The sequence below is a fragment of the Microbulbifer pacificus genome (genome assembly GCF_002959965.1).
GTDB classification, from domain to species: Bacteria; Pseudomonadota; Gammaproteobacteria; order Pseudomonadales; family Cellvibrionaceae; genus Microbulbifer; species Microbulbifer pacificus_A.
Window position 1 is genome coordinate 836596 of sequence record NZ_PREV01000027.1, and the last position, 25857, is coordinate 862452.

Genomic DNA, 25857 nt, shown 5'->3' on the forward strand with positions numbered 1-25857 from the left:
CTCTGGAATACTGCCGCCCTGTATTGGAGCAGACTTCCGGTGAAGAATGACCTTTGTCGTTACGACAAAAAGCCGGGAATAGCACCTGAACCCGTTGGAGTGCAAACGACTATGGCTCACGCGATTATCCTGATGAACCTCGGCACCCCTGTCGAGCCCACCCCGGCGGCGGTGCGGCGTTTTCTCAGGGAGTTTCTGTCTGATCCCAGAGTTGTGGAAATTCCCCGCCCGGTCTGGCAGGTGATACTCAACCTGTTTGTTCTACCGCTCAGGCCGGCTCGGATTGCACCGGCCTACCAGGAAATCTGGGATCACGGTCTCGATGGTGAGGCGGTGACCGGTTCGCCGATTACCTACTACACCTTGCGTCAGGTCGCGCTTCTGCAGCAGCGATTTGATGCGCTAGCGGAGGGGGAGGCCTCGGGAAGCAGTGGATCGGAAAATAACCCGCGAGAGGTTATCGTTACCCACGCCATGACCTACGGCGCCCCAAAGCTGGCCGATACCATTGCCCGTTTGCAAGCGGAGGGGGCCGACCGTTTCACCATCTTGCCGCTTTACCCTCAGTACTCTGCTACAACTACTGGCGCCATTTACGATCAGGTGGCGGACGTCATCCGCACCTCGCGCAATGTGCCAGATATCACCGTGGTACATGATTACTGGGAGCACCCCCTTTATATAGAAGCACTAGCCAACTCCGTACGGGAACACTGGGAGGAGCATGGCCCGGCGGAAAAACTGCTGATGTCATTCCACGGTATTCCCAAGGCCAACATCCGCAAAGGCGACCCTTATTACCGGCACTGCTGCGGCACTGCTGAGCGCTTGGCTGCGGCGTTGGCGCTGCCGCGGGATAAATGGGAAATTACATTTCAGTCCCGATTTGGCAAGGCGGAATGGTTGCAGCCGTATACGGACAAAACCCTGGCGGAATGGGGGCGGGCCGGTGTGGCGAGTGTCGATGTGATCTGTCCGGCCTTTTCCGCGGATTGTCTGGAGACTCTGGAAGAAATCGCGGTGGAGAATCGCGCTAATTTTATTGATGCCGGTGGCAGCGAATATCGATACATTCCGGCATTGAATGCGCGCGAGGATCACCTTATCGCTATTGAGGCGATTGTCCGGGAGAGAATGCCTGAGGGATTTTCCGGATAAATTTTTTGAGTTTTTTACTTTCGGCCTGCGAAATTCACCCGTTGCCCCCTGTCGAAACGTAAAAAATCGAAATATTTTTGATTTTTTGGTTGTTTTTTTACTTTATTTCTTGCAAACGCCTTTTTTTTTATTAACTTTGATACAGCCGTGTCATTTTCTATGGCTGGCCGACACCTATCTGTGTTCAGAGTGACTTCTTCTACAGAGAAAGAGGAGACAAGGGAATGGCACGAGTCGCAAAGAAAGCTGCCAAAGCGAAACGCGTAGCGAAAGCAAAACCGGCCGCTAAGGTCAAAGCAACCACCTCACCGGCATCCACTTCACCGGTTGTTACCAAGGCTCAGAAAGCGGTAGATGCCGCAGCCAAAGCTCTGGATACTCAGCTGGATCGAGTGGGTAAAGCCCGAGCACGTGCGCAGAAAAGCAATTCCGCTGCTGCCAAGCAGGCGCTGACTTCGGCCAACGCCAAGCTGAGAGCGCAAAGAGCTCAGCTGGCACAGGCCAAGCTGGGGCTGGCCAAAGCCAGTGCAATGGATGCGGTGCGTCAGGCGGAAGAGTCAGCCAAGAAAAAAGTTGCAGACATGGCCGACAAGCTTGCCGCCAAAGCGGATAAAGAGCTGGAGAAGGCCGTGAAGGCCTTTGCGAGCCGCTGGAAAAAGGCCAGAGCAAAGGCTGATGCCAAAAAAGTAAAAGCGGCGGAGAAGAAAGCCACTGCGAAAGTGAAGGCCGCGGCGAAAAAGGCGGCGGCGAGTGCCAAGGCTCTGGAGAAGAAGGCCGCGGCCAAAGCGAAGGCAGAGGCCAAAAAGGCGAGCAAGGTTGCGAGCAAAAAAAGGGCAGCAAGTAAATCGGCGGCCAAGAAAACGGCCGTGAAGAAGTCTCCTGCCAAGAAGTCCGCAGCCAAAAAGGCCGCCACTAAAGCCGTGAAATCAGCCCCGAAGAAGTCCGCCGCGCGTGGGCGCCCCGCGAAAAAGACGGCGGCAAAGAAAGCCGCAGGTCGCCGCGGTCGTCCACCAAAAGCGGCCTGATCTTCCGCTGATCTGTGAACCCCGGCCCTGTGCCGGGGTTTTTGTCGCTCTATCTTCTCTATCTCTCAACGCCTCAGTGGGACCTGCCGTATGCATGGGCGCGCCTCGCCCGGTTTGCGTTTGTCGCTGGTCGTGCCACAATTCGCCTCCTTCGTCTGGCACCCATTCCCCGGGGGTCGGACTCGACTGTGTGATGCGAGTGAGGGGCGTATTCCTTGAAAATCCTGGCTGTTGATACCACTTCCGGTGCCTGTTCCGTCGCCCTCTACGTTGATGGGCAGGTTGTCGAACAGTTTTTTCGGGCCGAGCGGGATCATACCCGTCGCCTGCTGCCCATGCTGGAGGCGGTACTGGCGGAAGGTCAGAGTAGTCTGGGGCAAATGGATGCCCTGGCCGTAAGCCAGGGCCCCGGTTCCTTCACCGGTCTGCGAATCGCCATCAGCAGTGTTCAGGGGCTTGCCTTTTCGGCAGACAAGCCGGTAGTGCCCGTATCCAGTCTGGCGGCGCTGGCATTGGGCGCGCGACGAACCCATCCCGAGTGGGGCGAGGCCCCGGTACTGGCGGCATTGGATGCACGAACGCAGGAGGTTTACTGGGGGCTTTACCCGCAGGAAAATCCCACCAGTGCATTGATCGCTGATGCCGTTTCTTCACCACAACAGGTTGTATCCGTGCTGCGGACCACCGGGCATGTGCAGGAGGGCCGTAGCTCCGGTCGCGATTCATTCTATGCTGCGGGGCCCGGCTGGGAATATCCGGAGCTGGCGGCACTGAGTCCCCTGGCCGTTTCTCGCGAGTCGGCCATCCATGCGCAGGACATTGCGGTACTGGCGGCAAATCTTTGGGGGCTGGGGATTCAGGTCAGTGCGGAAGAGCTGGAGCCCGCATATCTTCGCAATGAAGTGACCTGGAAAAAGCGCGAGCGCATTCGTCCCCATTGAATCACCGATCATCAACAGGGCGTCCGTGGGTAGCGGATCTGCAGGCAGTAGTCATCAATTATGGAAATTTTTCAGATCATCATTCTGTCCCTCATTCAGGGCATCACCGAGTTTCTTCCGATCTCCAGCTCCGCTCACCTGATCCTTCCGAATCAAGTGCTGGGGTGGCCTGATCAGGGGCTGGCGTTTGATGTGGCGGTGCATTTTGGCTCTCTTATTGCGGTGCTGGTGTATTTCCGCAAGGACGTGTGGCAGTTGATTACCGACGGACTGGGGGGCTTTAAAACCGGCCAATTTAGTGATGAAGGCCGCCTTGCCTGGTTGATTGTGCTGGCAACCATTCCCGCAGGAATCGTCGGCCTGGTCTTCAAGGGATTTATTGAAACCCACCTGCGCTCTTCTTTCGTCATCGCCATTACCACAATTGTGTTTGGTGTGTTGCTGTGGTGGGCGGATGTCCGCGGTTCACGGCGGGACGACATCGGAAAACTGAACTGGAAAAAGGCACTGATGATCGGCGCTGCTCAGGCGCTGGCGCTGATTCCTGGCACTTCGCGCTCCGGTATCACCATGACGGCGGGTTTGATGCTCGGAATGAAGCGGGAAGCCGCTGCACGTTTCTCATTTCTCATGTCGATACCGGTGATAGCGCTCAGTGCGCTGTTACTGACGCTGGAGTTGCTGGACAGCCACTCGGTACCATGGGGCAGCATTTTCCTTGGCGTATTGCTGTCGGGTATCAGCGCCTATCTCTGTATTCATTTCTTTTTGCAATTTATCAGCCGTATCGGCATGGCACCCTTTGCCATCTATCGCCTTTTGCTTGGCAGTGCGCTGATCTGGCTTCTTCTTGTTCACTGAGTCAATCGTTTATCGGGCATTTCTATGACAACCACTGTCGCTTTCCTCGGGCTCGGAGTTATGGGGTTCCCCATGGCCGGTTATCTTTCTCGCGCGGGTTATCGGGTACGGATTTATAACCGTACCGCGGCCCGTGCCGATCAGTGGCTGCAAACCTACCGGGGAGAGTCCTTTGCCACGCCGGAGGAAGCGGCGCGTGGCGCGGAGTTTGTATTTGCCTGTGTAGGCAACGATGCGGATTTGCGCCAGGTTACCACCGGACCGAACGGGGCCTTCCTCGGTATGGATCACGATAGTCTGTTCGTGGATCACACCACGGCGTCGGCGGACGTGGCACGTGAGCTTGCGGAAGAAGCCGCTGCCCAGGGTATCGGGTTTCTGGACGCGCCGGTGTCCGGTGGCCAGGCGGGTGCGGAGAATGGTGCGCTGACGATCATGGTTGGTGGCGACGAGGGTGCGTATCAGCGGGCCAGACCCCTGCTCGACTGCTACGCCCGCGCAGTGAATTTGCTTGGCCCCGTGGGCAGTGGTCAGCTGTGCAAGATGGTCAATCAAATCTGTATCGCCGGAGTGATTCAGGGGCTTGCGGAAGGACTGCATTTCGCCCGTGCCGCAGGGCTTGATGCCGAGCAGGTCGTTGAGGTGATTTCCAAAGGTGCCGCACAGAGCTGGCAGATGGAAAACCGCTACAAGACCATGCTGGCCGGCGAGTATGAACACGGCTTCGCGGTGGACTGGATGCGCAAGGATCTCGGCATTGTGCTCGATGAGGCCAAGCGCAATGGTGCTCTGTTGCCCGTCACGGCCTTGGTGGACCAGTTCTACAGCGAAGTACAGGCCCTGGGGGGGAACCGCTGGGATACCTCCAGCCTGTTTGCACGCCTGACGAATATCCGCGATTTCCGTTAAGCGGCGATTTTCGCGGGAGCCAGAATGGTGAAGGTACTTCTGCTTTCCGCCTATGACGCCGACAGCCACAAGCGCTGGCGGCGCGGTCTGGTTGCGGCACTTCCAGAATGGGAGTGGACGGTTCTCAGTCTGCCGCCGCGCTATTTCAGCTGGCGGGTGCGCGGTAACAGCCTCAGTTGGGGGCGGGGAGAGTCGCTTTCACTATTGCAGCAGTCCTGGGATTTGTTGGTTACTACGTCGATGACCGACCTCGCTTCTCTGCGCGGGTTGGTGCCATCCCTCGCTGGTATACCGACCGCCGTCTATTTTCACGAAAACCAGTTCGACTACCCACGCAGTAAAGACGCGGTGGTGAGCGTGGAGCCGCAACTGTTGAATATCTACACCGCGCTGTGTGGCGACCTGCTGCTATTCAATTCAGAGTACAACCGCAAGACCCTGTTGTGCGGCGCCGCGGCACTGCTGCAAAAATTGCCGGACCAGGTGCCGAAAGGCATCTGTGAAGAAATCGCCGGAAAATCCCGCGTGCTGCCGGTGCCGCTGGAAGAGGCCGCATCTCGTCCGGCAACCGGTGAGGTTCCAGCCGCAGAGTTTGCCTGGCATCACCGCTGGGAGAATGGCTTCACCGGCACTCCTGACGCGGATACGCTGATCATCAGTTGGGCAGCGCGCTGGGAATACGATAAGGGCGCTGACCGTTTGTTGAAGATACTCGAAGGGCTGAAGGAGGCTGGCGTCAAGTTCCTGCTGAATATGATGGGGCAGTCTTTCAGAAGCAGCCCCGACGAATTCACTACTATCCAGACGTGCTTCGCCGATCATCTCCTTGTAGTTGGCTACGTGGAGAGTGCCGAACTCTATCGGGCGACTCTGAAACACAGCCACATCATTCTTTCCACGGCCAATCACGAGTTCCAGGGCCTGTCTGTGATGGAGGCGGTGGCACTCGGATGCTGCCCGGTGGTCCCCGATGCGCTTGCCTATCCCGAGTATTACGGTAGTGAGCACCGATACAGCTCGGTATCTGGCGCCGTAGATCGTTTGAAAACGCTGGCCGGCTATCTGTCAGAAGGGCGGGCATTGCCCCGCCTCGATATGAGCGGCTATTCCTGGAGCCATCTCGGTACTGAGTATCGCGATCTATTGATGGATATCCGAGCTCTCGAATGACCGGAGTAACTGAGCGTACCCCCCTGTGAGGGAAACAGGTATCATTCGGCCCTGCATTCGCCGACAGTAATTCAGAAGAACGGAACAGCAAGGATCTATGAGCAAGCAGCGCGTACTCACCGGTATTACCACCACCGGCACTCCTCATCTGGGAAACTACGTGGGCGCCATTCGCCCGGCCATTGCCGCCAGTCAGGAGGAGAACAATCAGTCGTTCTATTTTCTGGCGGATTACCACGCGCTGATCAAATGCCAGGACCCGCAGCTGGTGCATCAGTCTACCCTGGAAATCGCCGCCACCTGGCTGGCGCTGGGATTGAACACCGATAACGTGGTCTTTTACCGCCAGTCGGACATCACCGAGATTCCGGAACTCACCTGGCTGCTCACCTGCCAGACTGCCAAGGGGCTGATGAATCGCGCTCACGCTTACAAGGCGGCGGTCGACAGCAATCGTGACGACGGCCAGGACTCCGATTTTGGTATCACCATGGGTCTGTATAGCTACCCGATCCTGATGGCGGCGGATATCCTGATGTTCAACGCCAACAAGGTGCCGGTGGGCAAAGACCAGGTCCAGCACATCGAAATGGCTCGCGATATCGCCCAGCGGTTCAATCACCATTACGGGGAGCACTTCGCGCTGCCGGAAGCGGTGGTGGACGAACATGTATCGGTGTTACAGGGGCTTGATGGTCGCAAGATGAGCAAGAGCTACGGCAATACCATCCCGCTGTTCCTGCCGGAAAAGCAGCTGAAAAAACACATCAACAAGATTCTGACCAACTTGCTGGAGCCCGGTGAGCCCAAAGACCCGGATACTTCCACTGTATTCCAGATATGGCAGGCTTTCGCCACTCCCGAGCAGACCGCGGAGATGCGCAAGGCGTTTGCCGAGGGTATCGCCTGGGGCGAGGCCAAGAAGCAGTTGTTTGAACTGATCAATGGCCAGATCGGAGAGGCGCGGGAGCGCTACAACGAGCTGCTGGCGAACCCCGCTGAGATTGAAGTGGAGCTGGAAAAGGGGGCGCACAAGGCCCGCGAATATTCCCGTCCATTCCTTGCGAAGCTCCGCGAAGCGGTGGGCATCCGCAAGATTGGCTGATCTCCGCGGTTTCAGGCGGAGTCCCGGTTGGATCCTTCAGCCGGGGTTGCGCAACTGGATATCCAGAGAAAACTCTGCACTTTCCCCAGCGCTGGCCGCGCCTTCCAGCAGATAAATCAGCAGTCGATAGGTCCCATCCCGCGGCAGCGTGACGGAATAGCTCGACTGTTGTCCGTGCCCATTATGCAAGGCGCGTGCGGCCGCTGGCGCGGTGATGCGGTATGCGGCGTGGGCATTGTCGCTGTGTAGATCCAGCGCCAGGGACTGACCGGTCTTGGCATCGAGCAGATATTCAATCGCCTGATGGCCGTTGATCGTGGCATGCACGCTGGTGCTCTGACCCCGATCTCCAGATGGCGGGGTGCCGCTCGCTTCGTCCGTGTCTGCCGCGGGCTCCGGAAACAGGATTTTTTCTTGCCGGGGCGCGGAAGTGGAGTCGTCGCCGTTGGCCGTGTCGGTCGAATCCCGCTGAAAACGGCCATGGCGCAGATAGTGGATGACCTGTTCAATGACGCCGGCATTTTTCATCATGAATACGTGCGTCACGGGCATTTCCAGGTGATCGTTCATGCCCTCTAGACGGGTGCGTGCCACCGAGACCTTGCCGTCGTCTCTATTCGGCAACAGTGTCGAGAGAATAGGGTTGATGCTCTTGGTTCCCGCAATGATGCCCACATCAAAATTCGCCGCCCCCAGCTGATTGGGCACGCTCATTTTGCCCGTGCCGAGCTGTAGCCCCGCATCGCCAAACATGAAATGAAATCCGGGAAATTTTCCCAGTTTGTCCACAACTTCACTGCCCTGGTTGGGTGGGCCTAGCATGACCACGCGACCGAGATTATCGAGCTTCACCTGACTCAGATACTGACGCACCAGGATACCCCCCATGGAGTGGGTGACGAAATGTACGCGACTTTTTTTCGAGCCCGATGCCCGGGCCCCCGAGCCTTGGGAATCCGGCGCGGCACATTGGTCCAGCGCCGGTGCAATGGCTGGGCCCGCGAGTTCTTCAATCGGAAAGTCCGTCGACGGGTAGTCAACATTCACCGTGCGGAAACCCGCCTCGGCGATTGTCTGCTGCAGCTTTTTCATGGAGCCGTTGGACTTCGCCAGGCCGTGCAGGAGAATTACACAATCTGCTGTGGCTGAGGGGGCGGCCATACCGGGCCCGGAAAAACTCAATATCAGTAATACCGCGGTAAACAGCTGCGGCAGGGAAGGTAAAGGCTGTCGAGGCGGAGTCACCAGTAGTAACGCTCCCTGAATGAGTTGGCGTGAAATTAACCTGTTGAACCTCAGTGTAGTCCAGCGAGCGCGAAGGGACGACGGTATCACGGACATGTAGGGTTTATCTGGCCGCGGTATCGGTGAGCGGTTTCAGCATGTCCACGAAGTGCTCGGGTTTGTCGGGAGTAACCACCAGTGTCCGGGTTGGCAACCGAATGACAACGGTACGGGACATATCCGTGGCAAACGCGCGATACCTGCCCAGGCTCTGATTGCGAAACAGGCCACTGAATGCGAAAAAACCACCATTGCCAAACAGGCGGATAGATCCTTTGGTAGCATCGGGTTCGAAGCTGACGGACGTCATCCCATCCAGTGCGATGCGGGTTTTCCAGCCGGGGCGCAGTACCCATAACTCCCGATCCTGCAGGCGGTAGCCGCGCACCGCAAACAGCGCAGACAGCAGCAGAATGCCGGGGCACATCCAGATGCTTAACTGATACAGAAGTGGCGGATTTTCCGGGGCTTTCAGCCAGAGGGTAATGCCAATACCGAGCAGAATGAGGCTGGTCAACAATGTCAGGAAGCCGAGCGCACGGCTCCAGGGGGCTGAAAATTCTCTGCCGGGTGTGTTTGGTATGGGCACGGGATATCGCTCTGGGCTGCGTGGTGGAATGAGGCCTGATAACACCGGAGTGTAATGACATCTCGAGGCAAGGGGAAATCGTCGGTCACCGATGTCCTGACTGGCAAGTTTCCGCTCCCGGCCAGCGCTGTCGATTGCTATACTCCGCGCGCATTTTGCTGTACCCAAACTCTGGAGAAATTCATGTCGGATTCACGCTGTGATATCGGTTTTATTGGCGCGGGCGTCATGGGGAAAAACCTCATTCTCAATCTCGTCGACAACGGATACCGCGTGTGTGCGTTTGATTTGGACCACGGGCGCCTGGAGGCACTGTTGGCGCAGGATGCCAAAGAGCGCGGCGATCAGGCGCCGCGAGTGGAGGTCTGTAACTCTTACACCGAGCTGCTCTCGCGGGTAAAAGCGCCACATCTGGTGATTCTCTCCGTCCCGGCCGGTGCACCGGTGGACGACGTGTGCAACAAGCTGCTGGACGCGGGCCTGCGCGCGGACGATATCGTGATCGATACCGGCAACAGCCTATGGACCGATTCGGTCAAGCGCGCCAGACGTTACGAGGGCAAGCTGATTTTCTTTACCACCGCCGTGTCCGGTGGCGAGGTGGGGGCCCGCTTCGGGCCGTCGCTGATGCCGAGTGGTGACCGCTACGCCTGGGCGCGTATTGAGCCCGTGTGGCATGCCATCGCCGCCAAGGTGGATGCCGCCACCGGCCAGCCTATCGAGCGCTTTGAGCCGGGCAATCCCGTCACTGAAGGCGAACCCTGTGCCGCCTATATTGGCCCCATCGGCTCCGGTCATTTCGTCAAAATGGTGCACAACGGTATTGAGTACGCGGATATGCAGATGATCTGCGAAGTGTACGATGTGATGCGCAGCGCGCTGGAGATGACCCCTCAGGAAATCGCTGCGGTATTCCGCGAGTGGAACAAGGGTGTACTCAACAGCTATCTGATCGATATCAGTGCAGAAGTACTGGACACCCCGGACTCCGTAACCGGCAAGCCGCTGGTGGATATGATTCTCGACCGCGCGGGACAGAAGGGCACCGGCCTGTGGACTGCGGTGGACGCCCTGAAACTGGGTTGTCCGGCGCCGAGTATTGCGGAAGCGGTTTTTGCCCGCGCGCTCTCCACCCGCAAGGTACTGCGTACCCGCGCGGCGAAAAAACTGGTGGGCCCGGATGTGGCACCGGTTGCGAATGACAAGCGCGATGAGATTATCGCGCAGCTGCACGATGCGCTTTATTGCGCGAAAATCTGCGTTTATGCCCAGGGTTTTGACCTGATGAAACTCGCCGCGCGCGAGCAGGACTGGGAACTCAACTTCGCGGAAATCGCACGTATCTGGCGCGCAGGCTGCATTATTCGCGCGGTGTTTTTGCAGTCCATCAGCGATGCCTACGAGCGGGATACCAAGCTCTCCAATCTGCTGCTGGACGAATTCTTTATCGAGCAGATCGCCAATCATCAGGGTAACTGGCGCCGCGCTGTGGCCGACGCGACCATCGGTGGTATTCCGGTACCGGCACTGTCTTCGGCACTCAGCTACTACGATGCCTTCCGCCGCGAATCCCTGCCGGCCAACCTGTTGCAGGCGCAGCGGGATTTCTTTGGTGCGCACACCTTTTCGCGGGTGGATCGACCGGAGCAGGAAAAATATCACGTGCTCTGGGGGGAGCCCGGCCGGCCCGTGAAGAAAGTCTGACCGGTAACAACATGTCTGAACAAAAATGGCCGCAAGTTGCGGCCATTTTTGATTTTGCTGAAGACCACTCAGCGTGCGCGTAGCGGAAAACTGCGGAAAGCATCAATCACCGCCCGGTCCATGGATCGCTCCGGGTTGTCCAGCACCTTCCGGGTAATGGGTTGTGAGGTGTAGCCGCGCCACACCACCTGTTTTTGCCGCGCATCTGTCAGGTCAATGGTGAGGTGCCCCTCGGTGGAGGTGTTGACATTGGCATGCGCGCTACCGAGGTTAGTGTTTCCCGGCATTCGGACGATGGGATTTGCCCGTACCTGCACACTTACCAGCAGGTCGGGATTATTGCTTGGCATCAGGCCGCGGGCCATCAGCTGCTGGGAAACTTCGTTCTGTGCCAGCGACATGGCGCGGCCATTACTGCCGGAAACCGGTGCGAAGCCAAACGTCTGATACTGACCAAAGGCCGTAGAAGTGGTGCGCTGTGTCTCCGAACTGGTACAGCCGGTCAGGGTGAACGTACTACTGACTGCGGCACCCGCCACGGCGAGGGTGAGCAGGCTGGAAGCGGATATCGCGCGCACGATGTTGTGTGGATTCTGTTTCATGGGGCAATCCCGAAACTACTCTGCTGCTGACCCGCACCAGCTTAGTTTGGGATTGGCCTGAAACCACGCCCGGAAATCATGGAAAAACCTGCTGGTCAGACTTCCTCGACTTCCGTTGCCAGCTGCCGGTCGCGCTCGCTCTGTGTTGCGCGGGCGACAATCTCGTCGACGCTGGCAGTGTCGGTATTCACTCCACCGAAGGCCTGTAACAGGTCTTTGAGCAGCGCGGAAATTTCCAGGGTCATTACCGAAAATTCGATGTCAAACCGCTGCGCGGCGCCGTCAGCATCCACATTGTCGGCCTTTTCAGTGACCGCGTCGCTGAATTTGAGGCGCTTGATCGCGAGCTGGTCGTCCACCATCAGCTCCACACCGTCACGCCACACAAGCCCCAGTTTGTGTACCTGCATACCGGCCACCAGGTGATTGTGGATTTCCTCCGCGCACAGGTCCTGGTTTTTACAGCGGATCACACTGCCGGATTCCTGTGGGTCGCGTAGTTCGCATTCGTTGCCGAATTCGAAATTGGCCGGGGCTTCCGGTGCGGACAGCCAATGGGTCATAGACTGCTGGGGAATATTCTTCGCCGTAAGCGGCACCACCGACAGGCTGCTGATGGCCTCGCGCAGGTTTTCCAGCAGTTCCTCCGCTGCCTTGGCGGAAGAGGCGTTGACCACAATCCAGCCGTCTTTGGGGTCGATGTAGGCGAACTGCAGGCGCGAGCGGGCGAACGCCCTGGGGCGCATTTCCAGCAGCACCTCATCCTTCAGGTTCTGCCGCTCCTTGCGGCCTACACTGCGGGCCTCCTTGTCGGCGATGGCCTGGGCCATTTCCTCGACCTTTTCATTCACCACCGCTGTGGGGATGACCTTTTCCTGCTTCTTCGCGCACACCATCAGGTAGCCGTTGGCGGCGTGTACCAGTTCGCTGCCATGGCGGCCCAGGGGCGCAACCCAGCCGTAGCGGGCCATATCCTGACTGCCGCAGGGGGTAAAGGTATCGGGTTCGAGCAGCTCGTTCAGCTGTTCGGCGGAAAGGTTGAATTCGCGGGTGAGGCGATAGACACGCAGGTTTTTAAACCACATACAGCAGGCCGTTTGTTGTCGGATTTATCGGGATCGTCAAAGCGGCCGCGCATTATCCGATGGTTGCGAAAACGGGGCCAGTCAAAATCGGGACTGGTAGTTCGGTTTCGCGCAGTTTTATCTGACTTTGAGTTTCGGGTTCTTGTACTTCGCGGAGGATCTGGGTGGATTATTCGCGAAAAGTCGCATTGTTTGGGTTCCCGGCAATGGATTCGATGTGCTTTGCGAGGGTTTCGTGAAGGTCATTGGGCGCTTCAAACAGATATGCGGGGTTGTGCTCCAGCAGCTCCCGGCGTGAGCCATATCCCCACAGGACGCCGGCGGAGGGCAGGTTATTTCTGTGTGCCGCGCTCAGGTCAAAGTGACGGTCTCCGATCATAAGTGCGTGGGAAGTGATGCGTTTTTCCGCCAGCAGTCTCTCCAGTTGCTGCCACTTCGCAATGCCGATATCGCCGCCACTGACAAATTCGAAGTAGTGATGAAGTTCGAACTGTTCGAGAATTCGCCCGGCGAAATCCGCGCGCTTAGAGGTGCAGACAGCGAGGCGGGTGTGCTCGATTTGGCTCAGGTTTTCCAGCATCTCGGCGACACCGGGGTAGAGCGTATTTTCCGCATATCCCGTTTCACCGTAGCGCTCGCGGTACTTTTCCACCATCGAACGGATGAGTGCTTCATCGCTGCTGCCGGTCAGATGTACCATGGTCTGTTCCAGGGGCGGGCCTATATGAGGTGTGAGTACAGCGGCGGCGCAGGGGGCGAAATCGTGTTGCTCAAGGGCATGGTTCATGCAGTTGATGAAGCCCTCGGCGGGGTCGCTCAATGTGCCGTCCAGGTCAAACAGCAACCATTCATAACGGGCCATGGATAATTCCTCTATTCCATCCGGTTTTATTCAGATCAACAGCGGCGCGAACCGGCCACGGGTCAGTTGTAACAGGTCTTGGGGTGCCAGCTCAATTTCCAGTCCCCGTCGGCCTGCACTGACAAAGATGGTCGACTCGGATTCTGCGGAAGAGTGCAGGAAGGTGGGCAGGAGTTTTTTCTGCCCCAGCGGGCTTACGCCCCCGAGTACATAGCCGGAAGAGCGCATTACCGCGTTCTTGTCGGCCATGGCCGCCTTTTTCGCCCCGGCGGCTTTGGCGATCAGTTTCATGCTGAGTTGGCATTCCACCGGCAGTATCGCCACCGCAAGGGATTTTCCGTCCAACGCCACCACCAGCGTTTTGAATACTTTGTGTGGCTCAAGCCCAAGCTTTTCCGCGGCCTCCAGTCCATAGGATTCTGCCGCGGGATCATGGGTGTATTCGTGGATCTGATAGGAAATTTTTGCGTTGATGGCGCTGTTGATTGCCGGTGTCATGGGGCGTTCCCTGCTGCACGTGAATTGGAAAAATAGTCCCAGAAATTCCCACACCTCTCAATACCCGATCTTTTTCTGTGCTCACTCCACGGCTCGGGGCGTTGAACTGACGGCGAAAAAAGACCTATATTGGCCGATAACCCTGCGATTCTCCCGTACTAACTTACCGGGCCAAATCATGATCATGCGAATACTCTTACTGCTCCCTTTTGCTCTGCCTTTTGTGTTTGCGAGTGTCTGTACCACTGCCGCCGAGACTGAGCCGAAATGGCGGAGCTCGCAGCTGGAAAGAAAGGTTTCGCTGCGCGGGAGTGCTGTCGCTGAGGCCAGTCTTTGGGTTACCGGTACGGAAAATGCCGTATTCAAAAGCCTGGATGGCGGCGGCTCCTGGCAGGATGTATCGGTTGTCGGGCAGCCACCTACCGACTTTCGCGACATTGAAGTGTTTGATGACCGCACCGCGATGGTAATGGGAGTTGGTAGCGGCTCCGAGTCGCGGCTTTACCTGACTCAGGATGGTGGGGCGCATTGGAAGCTGTTGTACGAAAATCCTGATGCCACCGGATTTTTTGACGCCATCGCTTTCTGGAATCGCAATGACGGTATGTTATTGGGCGATCCGGTTGAAGGCTATTACGTGGTTATGCTGACCCGCGATGGAGGGCGCAGCTGGTCGCGGGTTGCACAAGATCACCTGCCGCCCATGAAACCGAAGGAAGCTGCCTTCGCTGCCAGTGGTAACACGCTGATTGCCGGCGCCGGCGCCGGCGCCGACGGCGAAGCCTGGTTCACCACCGGTGGCTTTGCCGCGTCTGTTTATTCGACTGCGGATTTCGGCCAGAGCTGGACGCGCATGCCGGTGCCGCTTTATGCGGAAACCGCTACAGCTGGAGGTTACGCGCTCGCTCAGAATCACAAGGGACAGGTCTTTGTCCTGGGTGGGGACTTCCAGAATCGCCCTGGAGAATATCCGAATCTCGCGGCACTAGGGGATCAGGGCTGGTACGCAGTGAGCGCCGGTCAACGGGGACTGCGTACAGCCATGTCCTGTGTTGATGAGTTGTGTGTGATCACGGGAAAGACCGGCAGCGATGTTTCCTTCGATCATGGCGCTAATTGGCAACCGCTGCCCGGCGAAGGCTATTACACCCTGGCCGCGGGGCGGGGGGTTATTCTGGCCGCCGGGCACGATGGCCGGGTGGCAACACTCACGATGGCGGATCGCGTGGAGCCGTGACCCGTGAAATGTCGAGCCCGGCCTGATGCCGGGCTGTTGCCATGCGGTTATTTAGCAGCGGGAATCGCAGCGACGACCTTCAGGAAGTAATCCCAGAAATTCGCCACGCTCTGGATGTGTACCCGTTCTTCCGGTGAATGTGCGCGGCGGATGGTGGGGCCGAAGGAGACCATATCCCAGTTGGGATAGGGCTTGGCCAGCAGGCCGCATTCAAGTCCGGCGTGGATCACTTTGACTTCTGGCTCTTTCCCTTCCATTTCCTTATAGACATCTTTCATCAGCGCCAGCAATGGCGATTTCATATTCGGAGTCCATCCCGGGTAGGCGTTGTCAAGGCTTGTGTGGGCACCGGCGAGCTGGAAGGCGGCGGCCACGTTGAGGCCGTGCTCATCGCGCGCTGTATCGGAGAGACTGCGGACCAGGCACTGGATGCGCACGCGACTGTTCCCGTTCTCTGTTTCAGTGACAACGCGGGCCAGGTTGTTGGAGGTTTCGGCAATCCCCTCCAGCGCGGTGCTCATACGCTCGACCCCACTTGGGCAGCAGCGGATGGTGCGGATCAGTTTCAGTTGGGCATCTGCGTCCATTACCGATGCCGGCGCCCCGGTTGGCTCCAGTGTGATTTCCAGTTTGGCTTCGCCATCCAGCTCCGTCTTGATGACAGCTGACGCCTGCTGCGCGATATCTAGCAGTTGCACAGCCTTCTCGGCGGGCACGGTGATGACGCTGAACGATTCGCGTGGAATGGCGTTGCGCAGGCTGCCGCCGTCGAGGCTGGCAATGCGCAATTCGGGCACTTGCCGCAAAGCCGTGTCGATGATGCGGTTGGCAATCTTGTTGGCATTGCCGCGCCCCTTGTCGATATCCAGTCCGGAGTGACCGCCACGCAGGCCGCGTACGCTCAGCTTGAACGCCTGGTGCCCGGCGGGCATGGATTCCGCGGAATAGGGCAGGGAAACATTCACGTCTACACCGCCAGCGCAACCCACGTAGAGCTCACCTTCGTCCTCGGTGTCCAGGTTTAACAGCAGATCCGCTTCAAAATGGCCCGGCTGCAGGTTCTTGGCGCCAGTCATTCCGGCTTCTTCATCAATGGTCAGCAGCGCTTCGAGAGCGGGGTGTGGAATATCGGTGGACTCCAGCAGTGCGAGGATAGCCGCCACGCCGATACCGTTATCGGCGCCGAGGGTGGTGCCCTCCGCGGTTACCCATTCGCCATCGACATAGGGCTTGATGGAATCGGTGAGGAAGTCGTGCTCGGTGTCGGCATTTTTTTGCGGCACCATGTCTACATGGCTCTGCATGGCCAACGTTTTACGGTCTTCCATGCCCGGGGTGGCCGGTTTCTTGATGATGACATTGCCAATCTGGTCCAGCGCTACATCGAGACCACGATTTCTGGCGAAATCGACGATGTAGGCAACGACCTGGTCTTCGTGTTTGGATGGGCGCGGGATTTCACACAGCTTGGCGAAATGTTTCCACAGAGGTGTGGGATTGAGCGCTGCGATGGTCGACATGGAATTTCCTTTTATTTGGGCCCGGGGGTATAGACCGCAATCCGGGTGGGCCGAAAAAGGTCGCGGCACTTTTGGCGCCGCGACCGGAAGTATGTGGGTGGAAACTGTCTGCTGGAAGTTGGCGGTAGCGTGGGTGGTGGAATTATCCGGCCGTGCTATCGGCCTGTTCCGGTGTAGAGTCCAGGCGCTCTTCCTGGGTATCAGCCACCAGCTCCAGTGCGATACGGCGCTTGTCGATATCCACCGCGCTTACTTTTACCGGAACTTTCTGATCCAGTTGGAAGCGTTCTTCGCCGCGGGTGATTCGCAGTCGCTTGCCGTCAAATTCGAATGGATTTTTTTTGCCGTTGAAACGTACAAAGCCATTGATCCCATTCTCTTCCATGCGCACACCGATACCCGCGCCGTTCACCAGGGTGATCGTGCCGGTAAATGTCTCGCCAATCTTGCTTTCCAGATACTGGCAGTAGAGCCACTGTTGCAATGCGCGGTCCGCCTGACGACCGGTGGCAACCTGCTGCTGCAGGATTTCACTTTGTTGGTCATTGAACGACGGCAGCGGGTTTCCGGCCTGGGCAGTGCGTAGTACACGGTGGTTGTGCAGATCGTTGAACTTGCGGATGGGCGAGGTGACGGTGGCGTAATGCGCAAGGCCCAGGCCCAGATGGGGGGCCGCTTTGTTGGACAGCTCGCCCGGGCGCAACATGCGCTTTAGCACCGCCAGGACATTTTTCATTTCCGCGTCATCGTGCGCTTCGAGTTCCTTCACCAGTTTCAGGTACACGTCCAGCTGGTGCAGATCCTGTTCCACGTAGGTGGGCAGGGTATCTTTCAGCAGCGCGCGGATTTCCGCCATACGCTCGTCGCGAAAGCCCAGGTGGATGGAGAAGCAACCGGCGTTGAGTTCTGCCAGTTTTTGCCCTGCACAGATGTTGGTCGCGAGCATGGCTTCTTCCACCATGCGCTGGGCGACGGTGCGCTCCAGCTTTTCGATGCGCTCGATTTTGCGCTGTTCGTTCAGGATCAGGTCGTAATCGGGACGGTCTTCCATCATCAGGGAGTGGCCTGCACGGTAGCCGGCACGCGCTTTACTCAGCGCATCCAGCAGGCGCAGGCTCTGGTGTTGGTCCGCGGGTACCGCACTGTCATCACCTTCGATAAAGCGAGCCACCTGGTTGTAGCTCAGTTTGTGGCGGGAGCGAATGGCGGCGAATTCGTACTCGAAGCCATTGAGAGCGCCGTCGCCACCGATGGTGATGTGTAGCACCAGGGCCGGACGCAGCTCGCCCGCCAACAGAGAGAAACTGTTTTCGCACAGGCTCGCCGGCAGCATCGGCAGGGTTTCGCCGGCCAGGTAAACACTGTTGGCGCGCTGGTGTGCTTCCTTATCAAGTGGCGAGCCGGGTTCAATCAGGCTCGAAGGGTCGGCAACCGCGATGTGCAGGATCCAGCCATCTTCCGCCTGGGTAACGGCCAGCGCGTCGTCCATATCCCGGGTGGTTTCGGCGTCGATCGTGACGAAACCCAGCTCGGAAAGATCCTTGCGTTCGGCACACAGCGCTTCCAGTTTTTCCGGGATGGTTGCCGCTTGCTCCAGGGCAGCCTGGCTAAACCGTTTTGGCAGGCGGTGCTGCGCGACGATAAACGCATGTTCGATGCCAGCCATGTCCGGCTTGCCGATGACACTCTCGACCTTCGCCTGGGACTTGCCGTCCTTGAACGGGTGACGAGTGATGGAACAGGCGATGAACTCTCCCGGCTGTGCCTTGCCCCGCGCCTTGGGGGGCAGGAAGATCCAGCGCGACAGCCCCTGTTCACTGGGCTGGATAAAGTGGCCCTGACCTCGCTGGATGTACTGACCCACCATATAGGTCAGGTCCGACGCAATCAGCTGGTCCAGCTCCGCGGAGAGTTTGCCCTGTTCTTCTTCACTCAGACTCACACGCACCCGGTCGCCCGGGAAGACCCGATCCATCTCCGCCGGCGGCAGAAACGCTTCGCGACCGTCATCCAGCACCACAAACCCGAATTTCCCGCTGCTGCCGCGTACTCGCCCCTCGGCAAATTCCTTGGTGGAGCGGATTTCGGTTTTCAGCTGTGTCAGCTGTTTGAGGGCATCGGCATTCAGCATGGAGACGTCTCTGATGGTTGTTCGGATGGCTTCGCTGCGCGGAGTATGGTGTGTTTGGGCGCGGATTCTACCAGACGCAGGATTACAGGCCAGTTGAGCGAGCGCCACGTATCTGTTCCATGGGCGACCGGTTGGCTATCGTGGTTTCGGTAAGATTGTTCATCCTAAAAAATGGACTTTTTTGGGATGCGCCTGATACCGTTTGGTCTAATGGCGCAAAGAACGCAATGCTCGTACGGTGCCGAAGGCTATATTCTAAGGACCGAGAATAAAGCGCGGTTGCGGACGACGCCGACAAAATCGGTCGAGTCTGGCGCCGTTGTAAAACCGGCCTCCGGAGAGGAATGAAATGAGTATATTTTCCCACCCCGCTTACGATAATCACGAAGAAGTGGCCTTTTACCACGACGCCAAAAGCGGCCTGAAAGCGATTATCGCGGTTCACAATACCAACCTCGGCCCCGCCCTCGGCGGCTGCCGTATGTGGCCGTACGCGGACGATTCTGAAGCGCTGAAAGACGTACTGCGTCTGTCCCGTGGCATGACCTACAAATCCGCCATGGCCGGCCTGAAGCTGGGCGGTGGCAAGTCCGTGATTATCGGCGATCCGCGCAAGCAGAAAACCCCGGAACTGCTGCGCGCCATGGGTGACTTCCTCAACACACTGGGTGGTAAGTACATCACTGCCGAGGACTCCGGTACCAGCGTGGCCGATATGAAAATCATCGGTGAGCGCAGCAAGTTTGTCTCCGGCGTGATTGCCGGTCAGGAGCACGGTGGTGATCCGTCTCCCTCCACTGCCTACGGTGTCTTCGTGGGCCTCAAGGCGGCGGTTGCCCACCGCTGGGGTCGTACCGACCTGAGCGGCCTGAAGGTCTCCATCCAGGGCGTGGGCAATGTGGGCTTCCGCCTGGCCAAGCTGCTGAAAGAAGCCGGTGCCGAGCTGTATGTCACCGATATCTTCCAGGACAACATTGATCGCGCCGTCAACGAGCTGGGCGCAACCGCGGTAGGTGCGGACGAAATCTTTGACCTGGATGTGGACCTGTTTGCACCCTGTGCACTGGGCGCGATTCTGAATGACAACACCATCAGCCGCCTCAAGGTGGGCGCCATTGCCGGCGCCGCCAACAACCAGTTGGCGGAAGCGCGTCATGCACAGGTGTTGAAAGAAAAAGGCATTCTGTATGCGCCGGACTACGTGATCAACGCCGGCGGCATCATTGATGTCTACTACCAGCAGATCGGCCAGGAGCAAGGTGCGTACAACGCTGACCAGGTGAAGGCCCACATTGAAACCATTGGCACCACCATGCAGGAAGTATTCCAGCGCGCCGATGAAAGCGGTGAAACCACCGCGCACGTGGCCGATCGTATTGCCGAAGAGCGCTTTGGCCACAAAGACGCCTTGAATAGTGCGGAATCCGCTGCGGCGTAATTGCAATCTGCACAGCATTGCTGTGCATTGCTCATTAGTCTCCCTCTGACGACAACATCGTCTCTCTGTGAAGTAATTTTTGGGCGCTACGGCGCCCATTTTTTTGTCTACACTTTAGAGCCCGTTAAAAATCTACAGCGCACTCAGCTGACGGCGCCCGGGAGGCCACCGTGGGCTGCCCCTCGCTGAATTTTTGAGCGGCTCCTTTACCCCTTTGACCAGCTTTGCATAATTTGCCGGAACCAACCGGGAAAATCAGGATAAACGACAATGGAAATGCGAACCTCCCTGTGGCCCGCGCGCCTGTTCAGCGTATTGTTATTGGTCAGCGTGGTAGCTTGCGACCGGCATCAGGACGCCTCTGACACAAATGAAAAAGTGCATAAGGCGTTGAGTGTCGACAAAGAGGCCGCTGCCAGCAGTAAAGCAGCCGCCAGTGGCAACGAGGCATTTGTCGAACCGCCGAAAATTGAGCTGCCATACCACAAGGAAGTACTCGACAACGGGCTCACGGTTATTGTCCATGAAGATCCCAAGGCGCCGGTGGTGGCCATCAATATCTGGTACAAGGTGGGGTCCAAGGACGAGACCCGCGGAAAGACCGGTTTTGCCCATCTGTTCGAACACCTGATGTTCAATGGTTCGGAAAATTTTCCCGGCGAATACTTCGAGCCTTTTCAACGCTCCGGTGCTACCGACATGAATGGCACCACCAACAACGACCGCACCAATTATTTTGAAACAGTGCCCAAGGGGGCTCTGGATATGGCGTTGTGGATGGAATCCGATCGCATGGGCCATTTCAAGGGCGCCATCAGTCAGGAAAAGCTCGACGAGCAGCGCGGCGTGGTCAAAAACGAGAAGCGACAAGGGGAAAATGCACCCTATGGCCAGGCATTTGATCTGATAGCCACCAACACTTTTCCGTCCGACCATCCGTATTCCTGGACCACCATCGGCTCCATGGAAGATCTGGACAACGCCAGTCTGGAAGACGTCAAGCAATGGTTTTCCGACTTTTACCAGCCGGCCAATGCCATCCTCGTTATCGCGGGTGATATCACGGTCAAAGAAGCTATGGATAAGGCGCGGCAGTACTTCGGCAGTATTCCAAGTACTTCCGTGCCGCCGGAACTGAAAAACTGGGAGCTGCCGAGCCAGGTCAACAAACGCCTTGAAGTCACGGACCAGGTACCTCAGACCCGGATCTATATGGTGTGGAATGTACCGGCAATCGGCAGCGACGAGGAAAATGCGCTGGACCTGCTGACATCACTGCTGGCAAATCGCAAAAATTCCGTGCTCTACCGTCGTCTTGTTCGGGATGAAAAAGTGGCGACAAGCGTCAGTGCCTTCTACTACGGTCGCCAGCTGGCGGGACAGCTGATTGTCATGGTGGATGTGAAGCCCGGGCAGTCGGTGGAGAAAGTGGAGAAGCTGCTCGAAAAGGAACTGCGTGAGTTTGTCCGCGCCGGTGTAAGCGCGGAGGAGCTGAAGCGCATTAAACAGAGTGAGTTTGCCAGCCTGGTCAAGGGGCTGGAGAAAATCGGTGGTTTCGGTGGCAAATCGGATATTCTCGCCAGTTCCGAGTTTTATTACGGCGATCCGAATGCACTTGTGAATGGGCTTGAGGATTATGCCCGGGTGTCTGCCAAAGACGTTCAGGAAGTGGCGCAGAAGTGGCTCAAACCAGAGCATTTCACGTTGATCATCAGCCCCAAAGAAAAGTACACGGTCAATGAGTCCAGTGTGGACCGCAGTAAATTACCGGCGGTGGACAAAACGGTGGAGCTTGAACTGCCGGCACAGCAGGCGTTCACCCTGGAGAACGGTCTCAAAGTGGTGCTGGCGGAGCGCCACGATACACCGGTTGTATTCATGAACCTGCAATACCGCAGCGGAGCTTCCGCCGATGGTGACAAGCCGGGGCTGGCATCCGTGGTGGCGCGCATGCTGAGTGAGGGCGCGGGCAAATACGACAGCCTGTCGTTCAGTGCTCGCCTGGAAGAGCTGGGGGCGAGTATCGGCGCAGGCAGTGGGCTCGATTACAACTCGCTGAGTTTCAGCGCCCTGAAATCTCAGCTGGAGCCTTCCCTGGAGCTGCTCCGAGATGTTATTTCCAGCCCGCTGTTCCCGGAGGAAGATCTCGCGCGGATCAAATCCAATTGGCTGGATGCGATTCGTCAGGAAGAAGCCCAGCCCCAGGGGTTGGCCATGCGCAAGTTGCCGCCCTTGTTGTTCGGCAAGGATCATCCTTACGGTGCACCGCTGACCGGATCCGGTACGCCTGAGGCCATTGAATCCGTTACCCGCGAAGATCTGGTGAATTTCCATAACACCTGGCTGCGCCCGGACAACGCCCAGCTCACAGTGGTGGGGGACATCACCAAGGAGGAACTCCAGCAGCTGTTAAACAGAACACTTGGCGACTGGCGCGCGCCCAAGGATCCTCTGCCGAAGATAGATATTCCTCAGGTCTCCAGGCCGGAAAAGCCACGTATTTATCTGCTGGACCGCCCGGGGGCGCAGCAGAGTTACATTATGGCGGGGCTCGTTATGCCCGAGTGGACGCCGGAGGGTGCCGAAGCATTTGAGGCGATGGCATCCGCCATCGCCGGCAAGTTCACCTCCCGCATCAATATGAACCTGCGCGAGGAAAAGCACTGGTCGTATGGTGCCAGGGCCGTGTCTCTGGATACTGAGGCACAGCGCCCATACATTGTGTTTGCGCCGGTACAGACCGACAAGACCGCGCAGGCCATGAAAGAGTTGCTGAAAGAATACCGGGATTACCTCACCACGCGCCCGATCGAAGAGGTAGAGCTGAAGGACTACCAGGACGACGAAGTATTGAAGCAGAGTGCCCGCTTCCAGACCAAAGGCCAGCTGCTCTCCAGTATTGCCTGGCAGGTGGAAAAAGGGCTGCCGCCGGAATATATCGCCGATTACCCCCAACGTGTCAGTGCCTTGACCACCGATCAGGTCGAGGCCGCGGCGAAGGAGTTCCTGGCTCCGGATCAGTTTACCTGGATGGTGGTGGGTGATCTGAGCAAGATCCAGAAAGAGATAGAGGCGCTGAATATCGGGCAGGTGGAGGTGATTCCCAGCAGCGAGTAACGCTATCTCTCCACCGCCTGGCGTTTCCAGTGAAAGCCCGTCTGCGATGCAGCGGGCTTTTTTTATGTCTCAAAAATGCGCTACATTGGCTCGGATTTAATGTGATCAAAGTTGAGCGGTTACACCCGCGAGAGAGATAAAAAACGGGCGAATCAATATTTGGGCCCGGAACGACCCTGGGGGCGCAATGTTTATTCCTTTCACTCAAGCGATCTTTGGCAAGCGTGGATTGTACGGTTTGCTGGCTCTGTTTCTTCTGACCTGGTCTTCTCTGTCCAGTGCGGAAAATATTGCGGTGCATGCCGGTTGGCTGTTTGACAGCGAGCGTGGACGCCTGCTGGAAAAACGCACGGTGCATATCGTAGATGGCAGGGTGGAATCCGTGGAACGTGGGTTTACCAGGCGCTCCGGTGAGCGGGTTATCGACTTGAGTAGCTTCAGCATTTTGCCGGGGCTGATGGATATGCACACTCATCTGGCGTACGAATACGGCCCCAGCACCTATACCGAGAGCTTCACCTGGAATCCGGCGGATTACACGTTGCGTGCAGTCAATACAGCGGAGCGTACCCTGATGGCCGGCTTCACCACGGTGCGGGACCTGGGGGACAAGGCCAATGTCACCATCAGCCTGCGCAATGCCATCAACCGCGGGGACATCATCGGGCCACGGGTGTACACCGCCGGTAAATCCATTGCCACCACCGGTGGCCACGCCGACCCCACCAATGGCTACCGCCAGGATCTGATGGGCAGCCCCGGCCCGGCCGACGGTGTGATCAACGGTATCGCGAGCGCGCGGGAAGCGGTGCGACAACGCTACAAGGATGGTGCGGATCTGATCAAGATCACTGCCACCGGAGGAGTATTGAGCGTGGCAAAAAGCGGTCAGAATCCTCAGTTTATGCAGGATGAGCTGGAAGCCATCGTCGCGACCGCGAAAGATTACGGCTTTACCGTTGCGGTGCACGCCCACGGGAAAGAGGGTATGGAGCGGGCAATTCGCGCGGGTGTGGATTCCGTGGAGCACGGCACGTACATGGATGACGAGACTATGGCGCTGATGCTGGAGCGGGGCACCTGGTATGTGCCGACGCTGATGGCGGGAGACTGGGTTACCCAGAAGGCGGCGGTGGATGGATTTTTTCCGGATATGGTACGCACCAAGGCGGCGAAGATTGGTCCGCTGATTCAGGACACTTTTCGTCGCGCACACAAAAAGGGCGTGAACATTGCGTTCGGTACCGATACGGGGGTCAGCCGTCACGGCGACAACGCAAAGGAGTTTTCCCTGATGGTACAGGGGGGGATGAGCCCCGCGGACGCTATCCGCAGCGCTACCCTGAATGCGGCGCAGTTGCTGAAAGTGGAAGATGAACTGGGCAGCATCGCCCCTGGAAAGTGGGCGGATATGATCGGGGTCATTGGCAACCCGCTCGAGGATATTACCGCGCTGCAGCGGGTGCGGTTTGTAATGAAGGGTGGGGAGGTGTTCAAGCAGCCGGAGTGAGTCCGGCCTGATGAATGCAATTATCGCAAGTAGCTATCGCAAGGAACCGCCGAAAGGAATCACCGAAAGTCACCATCGAGAGCGTGGGCTTTCCCGTGGTCAGAACGGAGAAGCGTTTCGCGAAGGTGCGCATCTGCGGGTCGCCTCGCGAGACGTGGATTCGGGCAAATACCCTCCAAACCCGTATCTCGCAAGGCCTGCGGGTTAACCGCTACTAGTTCTGGGTAAATACCAGTTTTGCCGTTACCGGTACGATCGGACTGATGCTGTCGAGACCCGCCACTTCGCGAAGTTTTTCAATGCCTTCCAGCAGTTTGTAGTTGCCGGCATTCACCAGAATCGGCGCGCTGGTAGTGACCAGCAGCCTGCCACCTTCAAGGGCGGTTACCTGTAGAGCGGCTTTTTCAGTCTGTTGCTGGCCGTGTACATCAACGGTGACGTCTGCGTTGATCATCGCGGTCTGGCCCGGTTTCAGGGCGCTCAACCTGGCCATGTCCACATCGGCGCTGATGGTGGCTTTGGCGAACTTGGCGGTGTCGAACAGCATCTGCTGCATGCGTTCGTTGCGGATCGGGATATTGGTTTCCACACTGGCCAGATCAATGACCAACTGTGCTTTGCCCGCGTCGGAGATACTGCCGCTCAGGTTTTTGAAGTGGTGGGTCTCGGCAATATTTGTTTTCTTCACGGAAACAAAATTGACACTGGAATCGCCGCTGGCGAGCTGCCAGTCGGCGAAGGCGGAAGCGGGCAGGGCGAGCAGAGACGCCAGAGCAATAGACTTGAAGGACATGGTAATTCTCCTGTTTCAACCAATCGTGTGGAGCGAATGCATCGCGGCGCGTTTTGAGTCGGTAATTAGAGAAGATACCCGGGCGAGCGGATACGACTAATTGGTTCCAGGTGAGAAACACTATCAGTCGGTGCGCCTGTAGGCCAGTAAAGGATGGTTAACAATGTGTGTCTGCGGCATAAAAAAAGCCGGCACTGGGCCGGCTGCAAGTTGAGGATGTTTCTCATGAAGAGAGATTCCCAGTATTGGCGGGAGGGGTGCCCGCGGGGAGAGACCGGGATACCGCTGGGAAGCCGGTAACCCGGTTAGGGTTTGGTA

Annotated in this window: 21 protein-coding genes; 12 read left to right on the forward strand and 9 right to left on the reverse strand. The window is 57.7% G+C overall.

Annotation, left to right across the window (positions count from 1 at the left end; translation table 11 throughout):
* Nucleotides 1–111 precede the first annotated feature (111 nt).
* The 7 genes from hemH to C3938_RS14330 all read left to right on the forward strand — a co-directional run bounded on the left by hemH (nt 112) and on the right by C3938_RS14330 (nt 7169).
* The gene (gene hemH, locus C3938_RS14300; RefSeq protein ID WP_105103921.1) at nt 112–1158 is read left to right on the forward strand and encodes a ferrochelatase; all 1047 of its coding nucleotides are present in this window, start codon (nt 112–114) and stop codon (nt 1156–1158) included.
* A gap of 530 nt (nt 1159–1688) precedes the next feature.
* Entirely contained in the window at nt 1689–2183 is a 495-nt protein-coding gene (locus C3938_RS18250) for a hypothetical protein (protein WP_233998932.1), read from the forward strand.
* 215 nt (nt 2184–2398) lie between these two features.
* Nucleotides 2399–3124: a tRNA (adenosine(37)-N6)-threonylcarbamoyltransferase complex dimerization subunit type 1 TsaB gene (tsaB, locus tag C3938_RS14310; protein ID WP_105103923.1), complete on the forward strand. Its 726-nt coding sequence runs from the start codon at nt 2399–2401 to the stop codon at nt 3122–3124.
* 60 nt (nt 3125–3184) lie between these two features.
* A complete protein-coding gene (locus C3938_RS14315) occupies nt 3185–3985 on the forward strand; it encodes an undecaprenyl-diphosphate phosphatase (RefSeq protein ID WP_105103924.1) in 801 nt (266 codons plus the stop codon).
* Nucleotides 3986–4009: 24 nt separating this feature from the next.
* Nucleotides 4010–4894 carry an NAD(P)-dependent oxidoreductase gene (locus C3938_RS14320; RefSeq protein ID WP_105103925.1) on the forward strand — a complete coding sequence of 295 codons (885 nt, stop codon included), beginning with the start codon at nt 4010–4012 and terminating at the stop codon, nt 4892–4894.
* 24 nt (nt 4895–4918) lie between these two features.
* Nucleotides 4919–6064, forward strand: coding sequence for a tRNA-queuosine alpha-mannosyltransferase domain-containing protein (locus C3938_RS14325; protein ID WP_233998933.1), 1146 nt, complete (start codon nt 4919–4921; stop codon nt 6062–6064).
* A 97-nt stretch (nt 6065–6161) separates the two neighbouring features.
* Nucleotides 6162–7169 (forward strand): tryptophan--tRNA ligase, encoded by a 1008-nt coding sequence (locus C3938_RS14330; protein WP_105103926.1) that lies wholly within the window; start codon nt 6162–6164, stop codon nt 7167–7169.
* 36 nt (nt 7170–7205) lie between these two features.
* Here C3938_RS14330 and C3938_RS17945 read toward each other — a convergent pair whose 3' ends face one another.
* Together C3938_RS17945 and C3938_RS14340 are read right to left on the reverse strand one after the other, a co-directional pair.
* Nucleotides 7206–8330: an esterase/lipase family protein gene (locus tag C3938_RS17945; protein ID WP_158681710.1), complete on the reverse strand. Its 1125-nt coding sequence runs from the start codon at nt 8328–8330 to the stop codon at nt 7206–7208.
* A 187-nt stretch (nt 8331–8517) separates the two neighbouring features.
* Entirely contained in the window at nt 8518–9042 is a 525-nt protein-coding gene (locus tag C3938_RS14340; protein WP_105103927.1) for a PH domain-containing protein, read from the reverse strand.
* 183 nt (nt 9043–9225) lie between these two features.
* On the opposite strand from C3938_RS14340, the gene gndA reads away from it, so the two are divergent.
* The gene (gndA, locus tag C3938_RS14345; protein WP_105103928.1) at nt 9226–10746 is read left to right on the forward strand and encodes an NADP-dependent phosphogluconate dehydrogenase; all 1521 of its coding nucleotides are present in this window, start codon (nt 9226–9228) and stop codon (nt 10744–10746) included.
* Between the two features lie 68 nt (nt 10747–10814).
* On the opposite strand, the gene C3938_RS14350 is transcribed toward gndA, so the two are convergent.
* The 4 genes from C3938_RS14350 to ybaK form a co-directional block, all read right to left on the reverse strand.
* Nucleotides 10815–11348, reverse strand: coding sequence for a DUF4136 domain-containing protein (locus C3938_RS14350; protein ID WP_105103929.1), 534 nt, complete (start codon nt 11346–11348; stop codon nt 10815–10817).
* A gap of 95 nt (nt 11349–11443) precedes the next feature.
* Nucleotides 11444–12433: a recombination-associated protein RdgC gene (gene rdgC, locus C3938_RS14355; protein WP_105103930.1), complete on the reverse strand. Its 990-nt coding sequence runs from the start codon at nt 12431–12433 to the stop codon at nt 11444–11446.
* Between the two features lie 169 nt (nt 12434–12602).
* A complete protein-coding gene (locus C3938_RS14360; protein WP_105103931.1) occupies nt 12603–13295 on the reverse strand; it encodes an HAD hydrolase-like protein in 693 nt (230 codons plus the stop codon).
* A gap of 30 nt (nt 13296–13325) precedes the next feature.
* Nucleotides 13326–13793: a Cys-tRNA(Pro) deacylase gene (gene ybaK / locus C3938_RS14365; RefSeq protein WP_105103932.1), complete on the reverse strand. Its 468-nt coding sequence runs from the start codon at nt 13791–13793 to the stop codon at nt 13326–13328.
* Nucleotides 13794–13971: 178 nt separating this feature from the next.
* Between ybaK and C3938_RS14370 the strand changes: the two genes are divergently transcribed.
* Nucleotides 13972–15030 (forward strand): WD40/YVTN/BNR-like repeat-containing protein, encoded by a 1059-nt coding sequence (locus C3938_RS14370; RefSeq protein ID WP_199775615.1) that lies wholly within the window; start codon nt 13972–13974, stop codon nt 15028–15030.
* Between the two features lie 47 nt (nt 15031–15077).
* On the opposite strand, the gene C3938_RS14375 is transcribed toward C3938_RS14370, so the two are convergent.
* On the reverse strand, nt 15078–16550 hold the full coding sequence (locus tag C3938_RS14375) for an aminoacyl-histidine dipeptidase (RefSeq protein ID WP_105103933.1): 1473 nt from the start codon (nt 16548–16550) through the stop codon (nt 15078–15080).
* 142 nt (nt 16551–16692) lie between these two features.
* Nucleotides 16693–18681 (reverse strand): VacB/RNase II family 3'-5' exoribonuclease, encoded by a 1989-nt coding sequence (locus C3938_RS14380; protein ID WP_105103934.1) that lies wholly within the window; start codon nt 18679–18681, stop codon nt 16693–16695.
* 349 nt (nt 18682–19030) lie between these two features.
* On the opposite strand from C3938_RS14380, the gene C3938_RS14385 reads away from it, so the two are divergent.
* From C3938_RS14385 to C3938_RS14395, 3 genes are all read left to right on the forward strand, one after another.
* Nucleotides 19031–20119 carry a Glu/Leu/Phe/Val dehydrogenase dimerization domain-containing protein gene (locus C3938_RS14385; RefSeq protein ID WP_105103935.1) on the forward strand — a complete coding sequence of 363 codons (1089 nt, stop codon included), beginning with the start codon at nt 19031–19033 and terminating at the stop codon, nt 20117–20119.
* 270 nt (nt 20120–20389) lie between these two features.
* The gene (locus tag C3938_RS14390) at nt 20390–23236 is read left to right on the forward strand and encodes a M16 family metallopeptidase (RefSeq protein ID WP_105103936.1); all 2847 of its coding nucleotides are present in this window, start codon (nt 20390–20392) and stop codon (nt 23234–23236) included.
* A gap of 187 nt (nt 23237–23423) precedes the next feature.
* A complete protein-coding gene (locus C3938_RS14395) occupies nt 23424–24746 on the forward strand; it encodes a metal-dependent hydrolase family protein (protein ID WP_105103937.1) in 1323 nt (440 codons plus the stop codon).
* A 214-nt stretch (nt 24747–24960) separates the two neighbouring features.
* Here C3938_RS14395 and C3938_RS14405 read toward each other — a convergent pair whose 3' ends face one another.
* A complete protein-coding gene (locus tag C3938_RS14405) occupies nt 24961–25539 on the reverse strand; it encodes a YceI family protein (protein WP_105103939.1) in 579 nt (192 codons plus the stop codon).
* Nucleotides 25540–25857: the final 318 nt, after the last annotated feature.

Excerpts from the sequence above, each read along its gene's own strand:
- C3938_RS17945 (WP_158681710.1), bottom strand. The coding sequence starts at position 8,330 with ATGGCCGCCCCCTCAGCCACAGCAGATTGTGTAATTCTCCTGCACGGC.
- C3938_RS14350 (WP_105103929.1), bottom strand. The coding sequence starts at position 11,348 with ATGAAACAGAATCCACACAACATCGTGCGCGCGATATCCGCTTCCAGC.
- C3938_RS14325 (WP_233998933.1), top strand. The coding sequence starts at position 4,919 with ATGGTGAAGGTACTTCTGCTTTCCGCCTATGACGCCGACAGCCACAAG.
- gndA (WP_105103928.1), top strand. The coding sequence starts at position 9,226 with ATGTCGGATTCACGCTGTGATATCGGTTTTATTGGCGCGGGCGTCATG.
- C3938_RS14405 (WP_105103939.1), bottom strand. The coding sequence starts at position 25,539 with ATGTCCTTCAAGTCTATTGCTCTGGCGTCTCTGCTCGCCCTGCCCGCT.
- C3938_RS14380 (WP_105103934.1), bottom strand. The coding sequence starts at position 18,681 with ATGCTGAATGCCGATGCCCTCAAACAGCTGACACAGCTGAAAACCGAA.
- C3938_RS14360 (WP_105103931.1), bottom strand. The coding sequence starts at position 13,295 with ATGGCCCGTTATGAATGGTTGCTGTTTGACCTGGACGGCACATTGAGC.
- C3938_RS14385 (WP_105103935.1), top strand. The coding sequence starts at position 19,031 with ATGAGTATATTTTCCCACCCCGCTTACGATAATCACGAAGAAGTGGCC.
- rdgC (WP_105103930.1), bottom strand. The coding sequence starts at position 12,433 with ATGTGGTTTAAAAACCTGCGTGTCTATCGCCTCACCCGCGAATTCAAC.
- C3938_RS14370 (WP_199775615.1), top strand. The coding sequence starts at position 13,972 with ATGATCATGCGAATACTCTTACTGCTCCCTTTTGCTCTGCCTTTTGTG.
- C3938_RS14315 (WP_105103924.1), top strand. The coding sequence starts at position 3,185 with ATGGAAATTTTTCAGATCATCATTCTGTCCCTCATTCAGGGCATCACC.
- C3938_RS14395 (WP_105103937.1), top strand. The coding sequence starts at position 23,424 with ATGTTTATTCCTTTCACTCAAGCGATCTTTGGCAAGCGTGGATTGTAC.
- C3938_RS14330 (WP_105103926.1), top strand. The coding sequence starts at position 6,162 with ATGAGCAAGCAGCGCGTACTCACCGGTATTACCACCACCGGCACTCCT.
- C3938_RS14320 (WP_105103925.1), top strand. The coding sequence starts at position 4,010 with ATGACAACCACTGTCGCTTTCCTCGGGCTCGGAGTTATGGGGTTCCCC.
- hemH (WP_105103921.1), top strand. The coding sequence starts at position 112 with ATGGCTCACGCGATTATCCTGATGAACCTCGGCACCCCTGTCGAGCCC.
- C3938_RS18250 (WP_233998932.1), top strand. The coding sequence starts at position 1,689 with ATGGATGCGGTGCGTCAGGCGGAAGAGTCAGCCAAGAAAAAAGTTGCA.
- C3938_RS14375 (WP_105103933.1), bottom strand. The coding sequence starts at position 16,550 with ATGTCGACCATCGCAGCGCTCAATCCCACACCTCTGTGGAAACATTTC.
- ybaK (WP_105103932.1), bottom strand. The coding sequence starts at position 13,793 with ATGACACCGGCAATCAACAGCGCCATCAACGCAAAAATTTCCTATCAG.
- C3938_RS14390 (WP_105103936.1), top strand. The coding sequence starts at position 20,390 with ATGGAAATGCGAACCTCCCTGTGGCCCGCGCGCCTGTTCAGCGTATTG.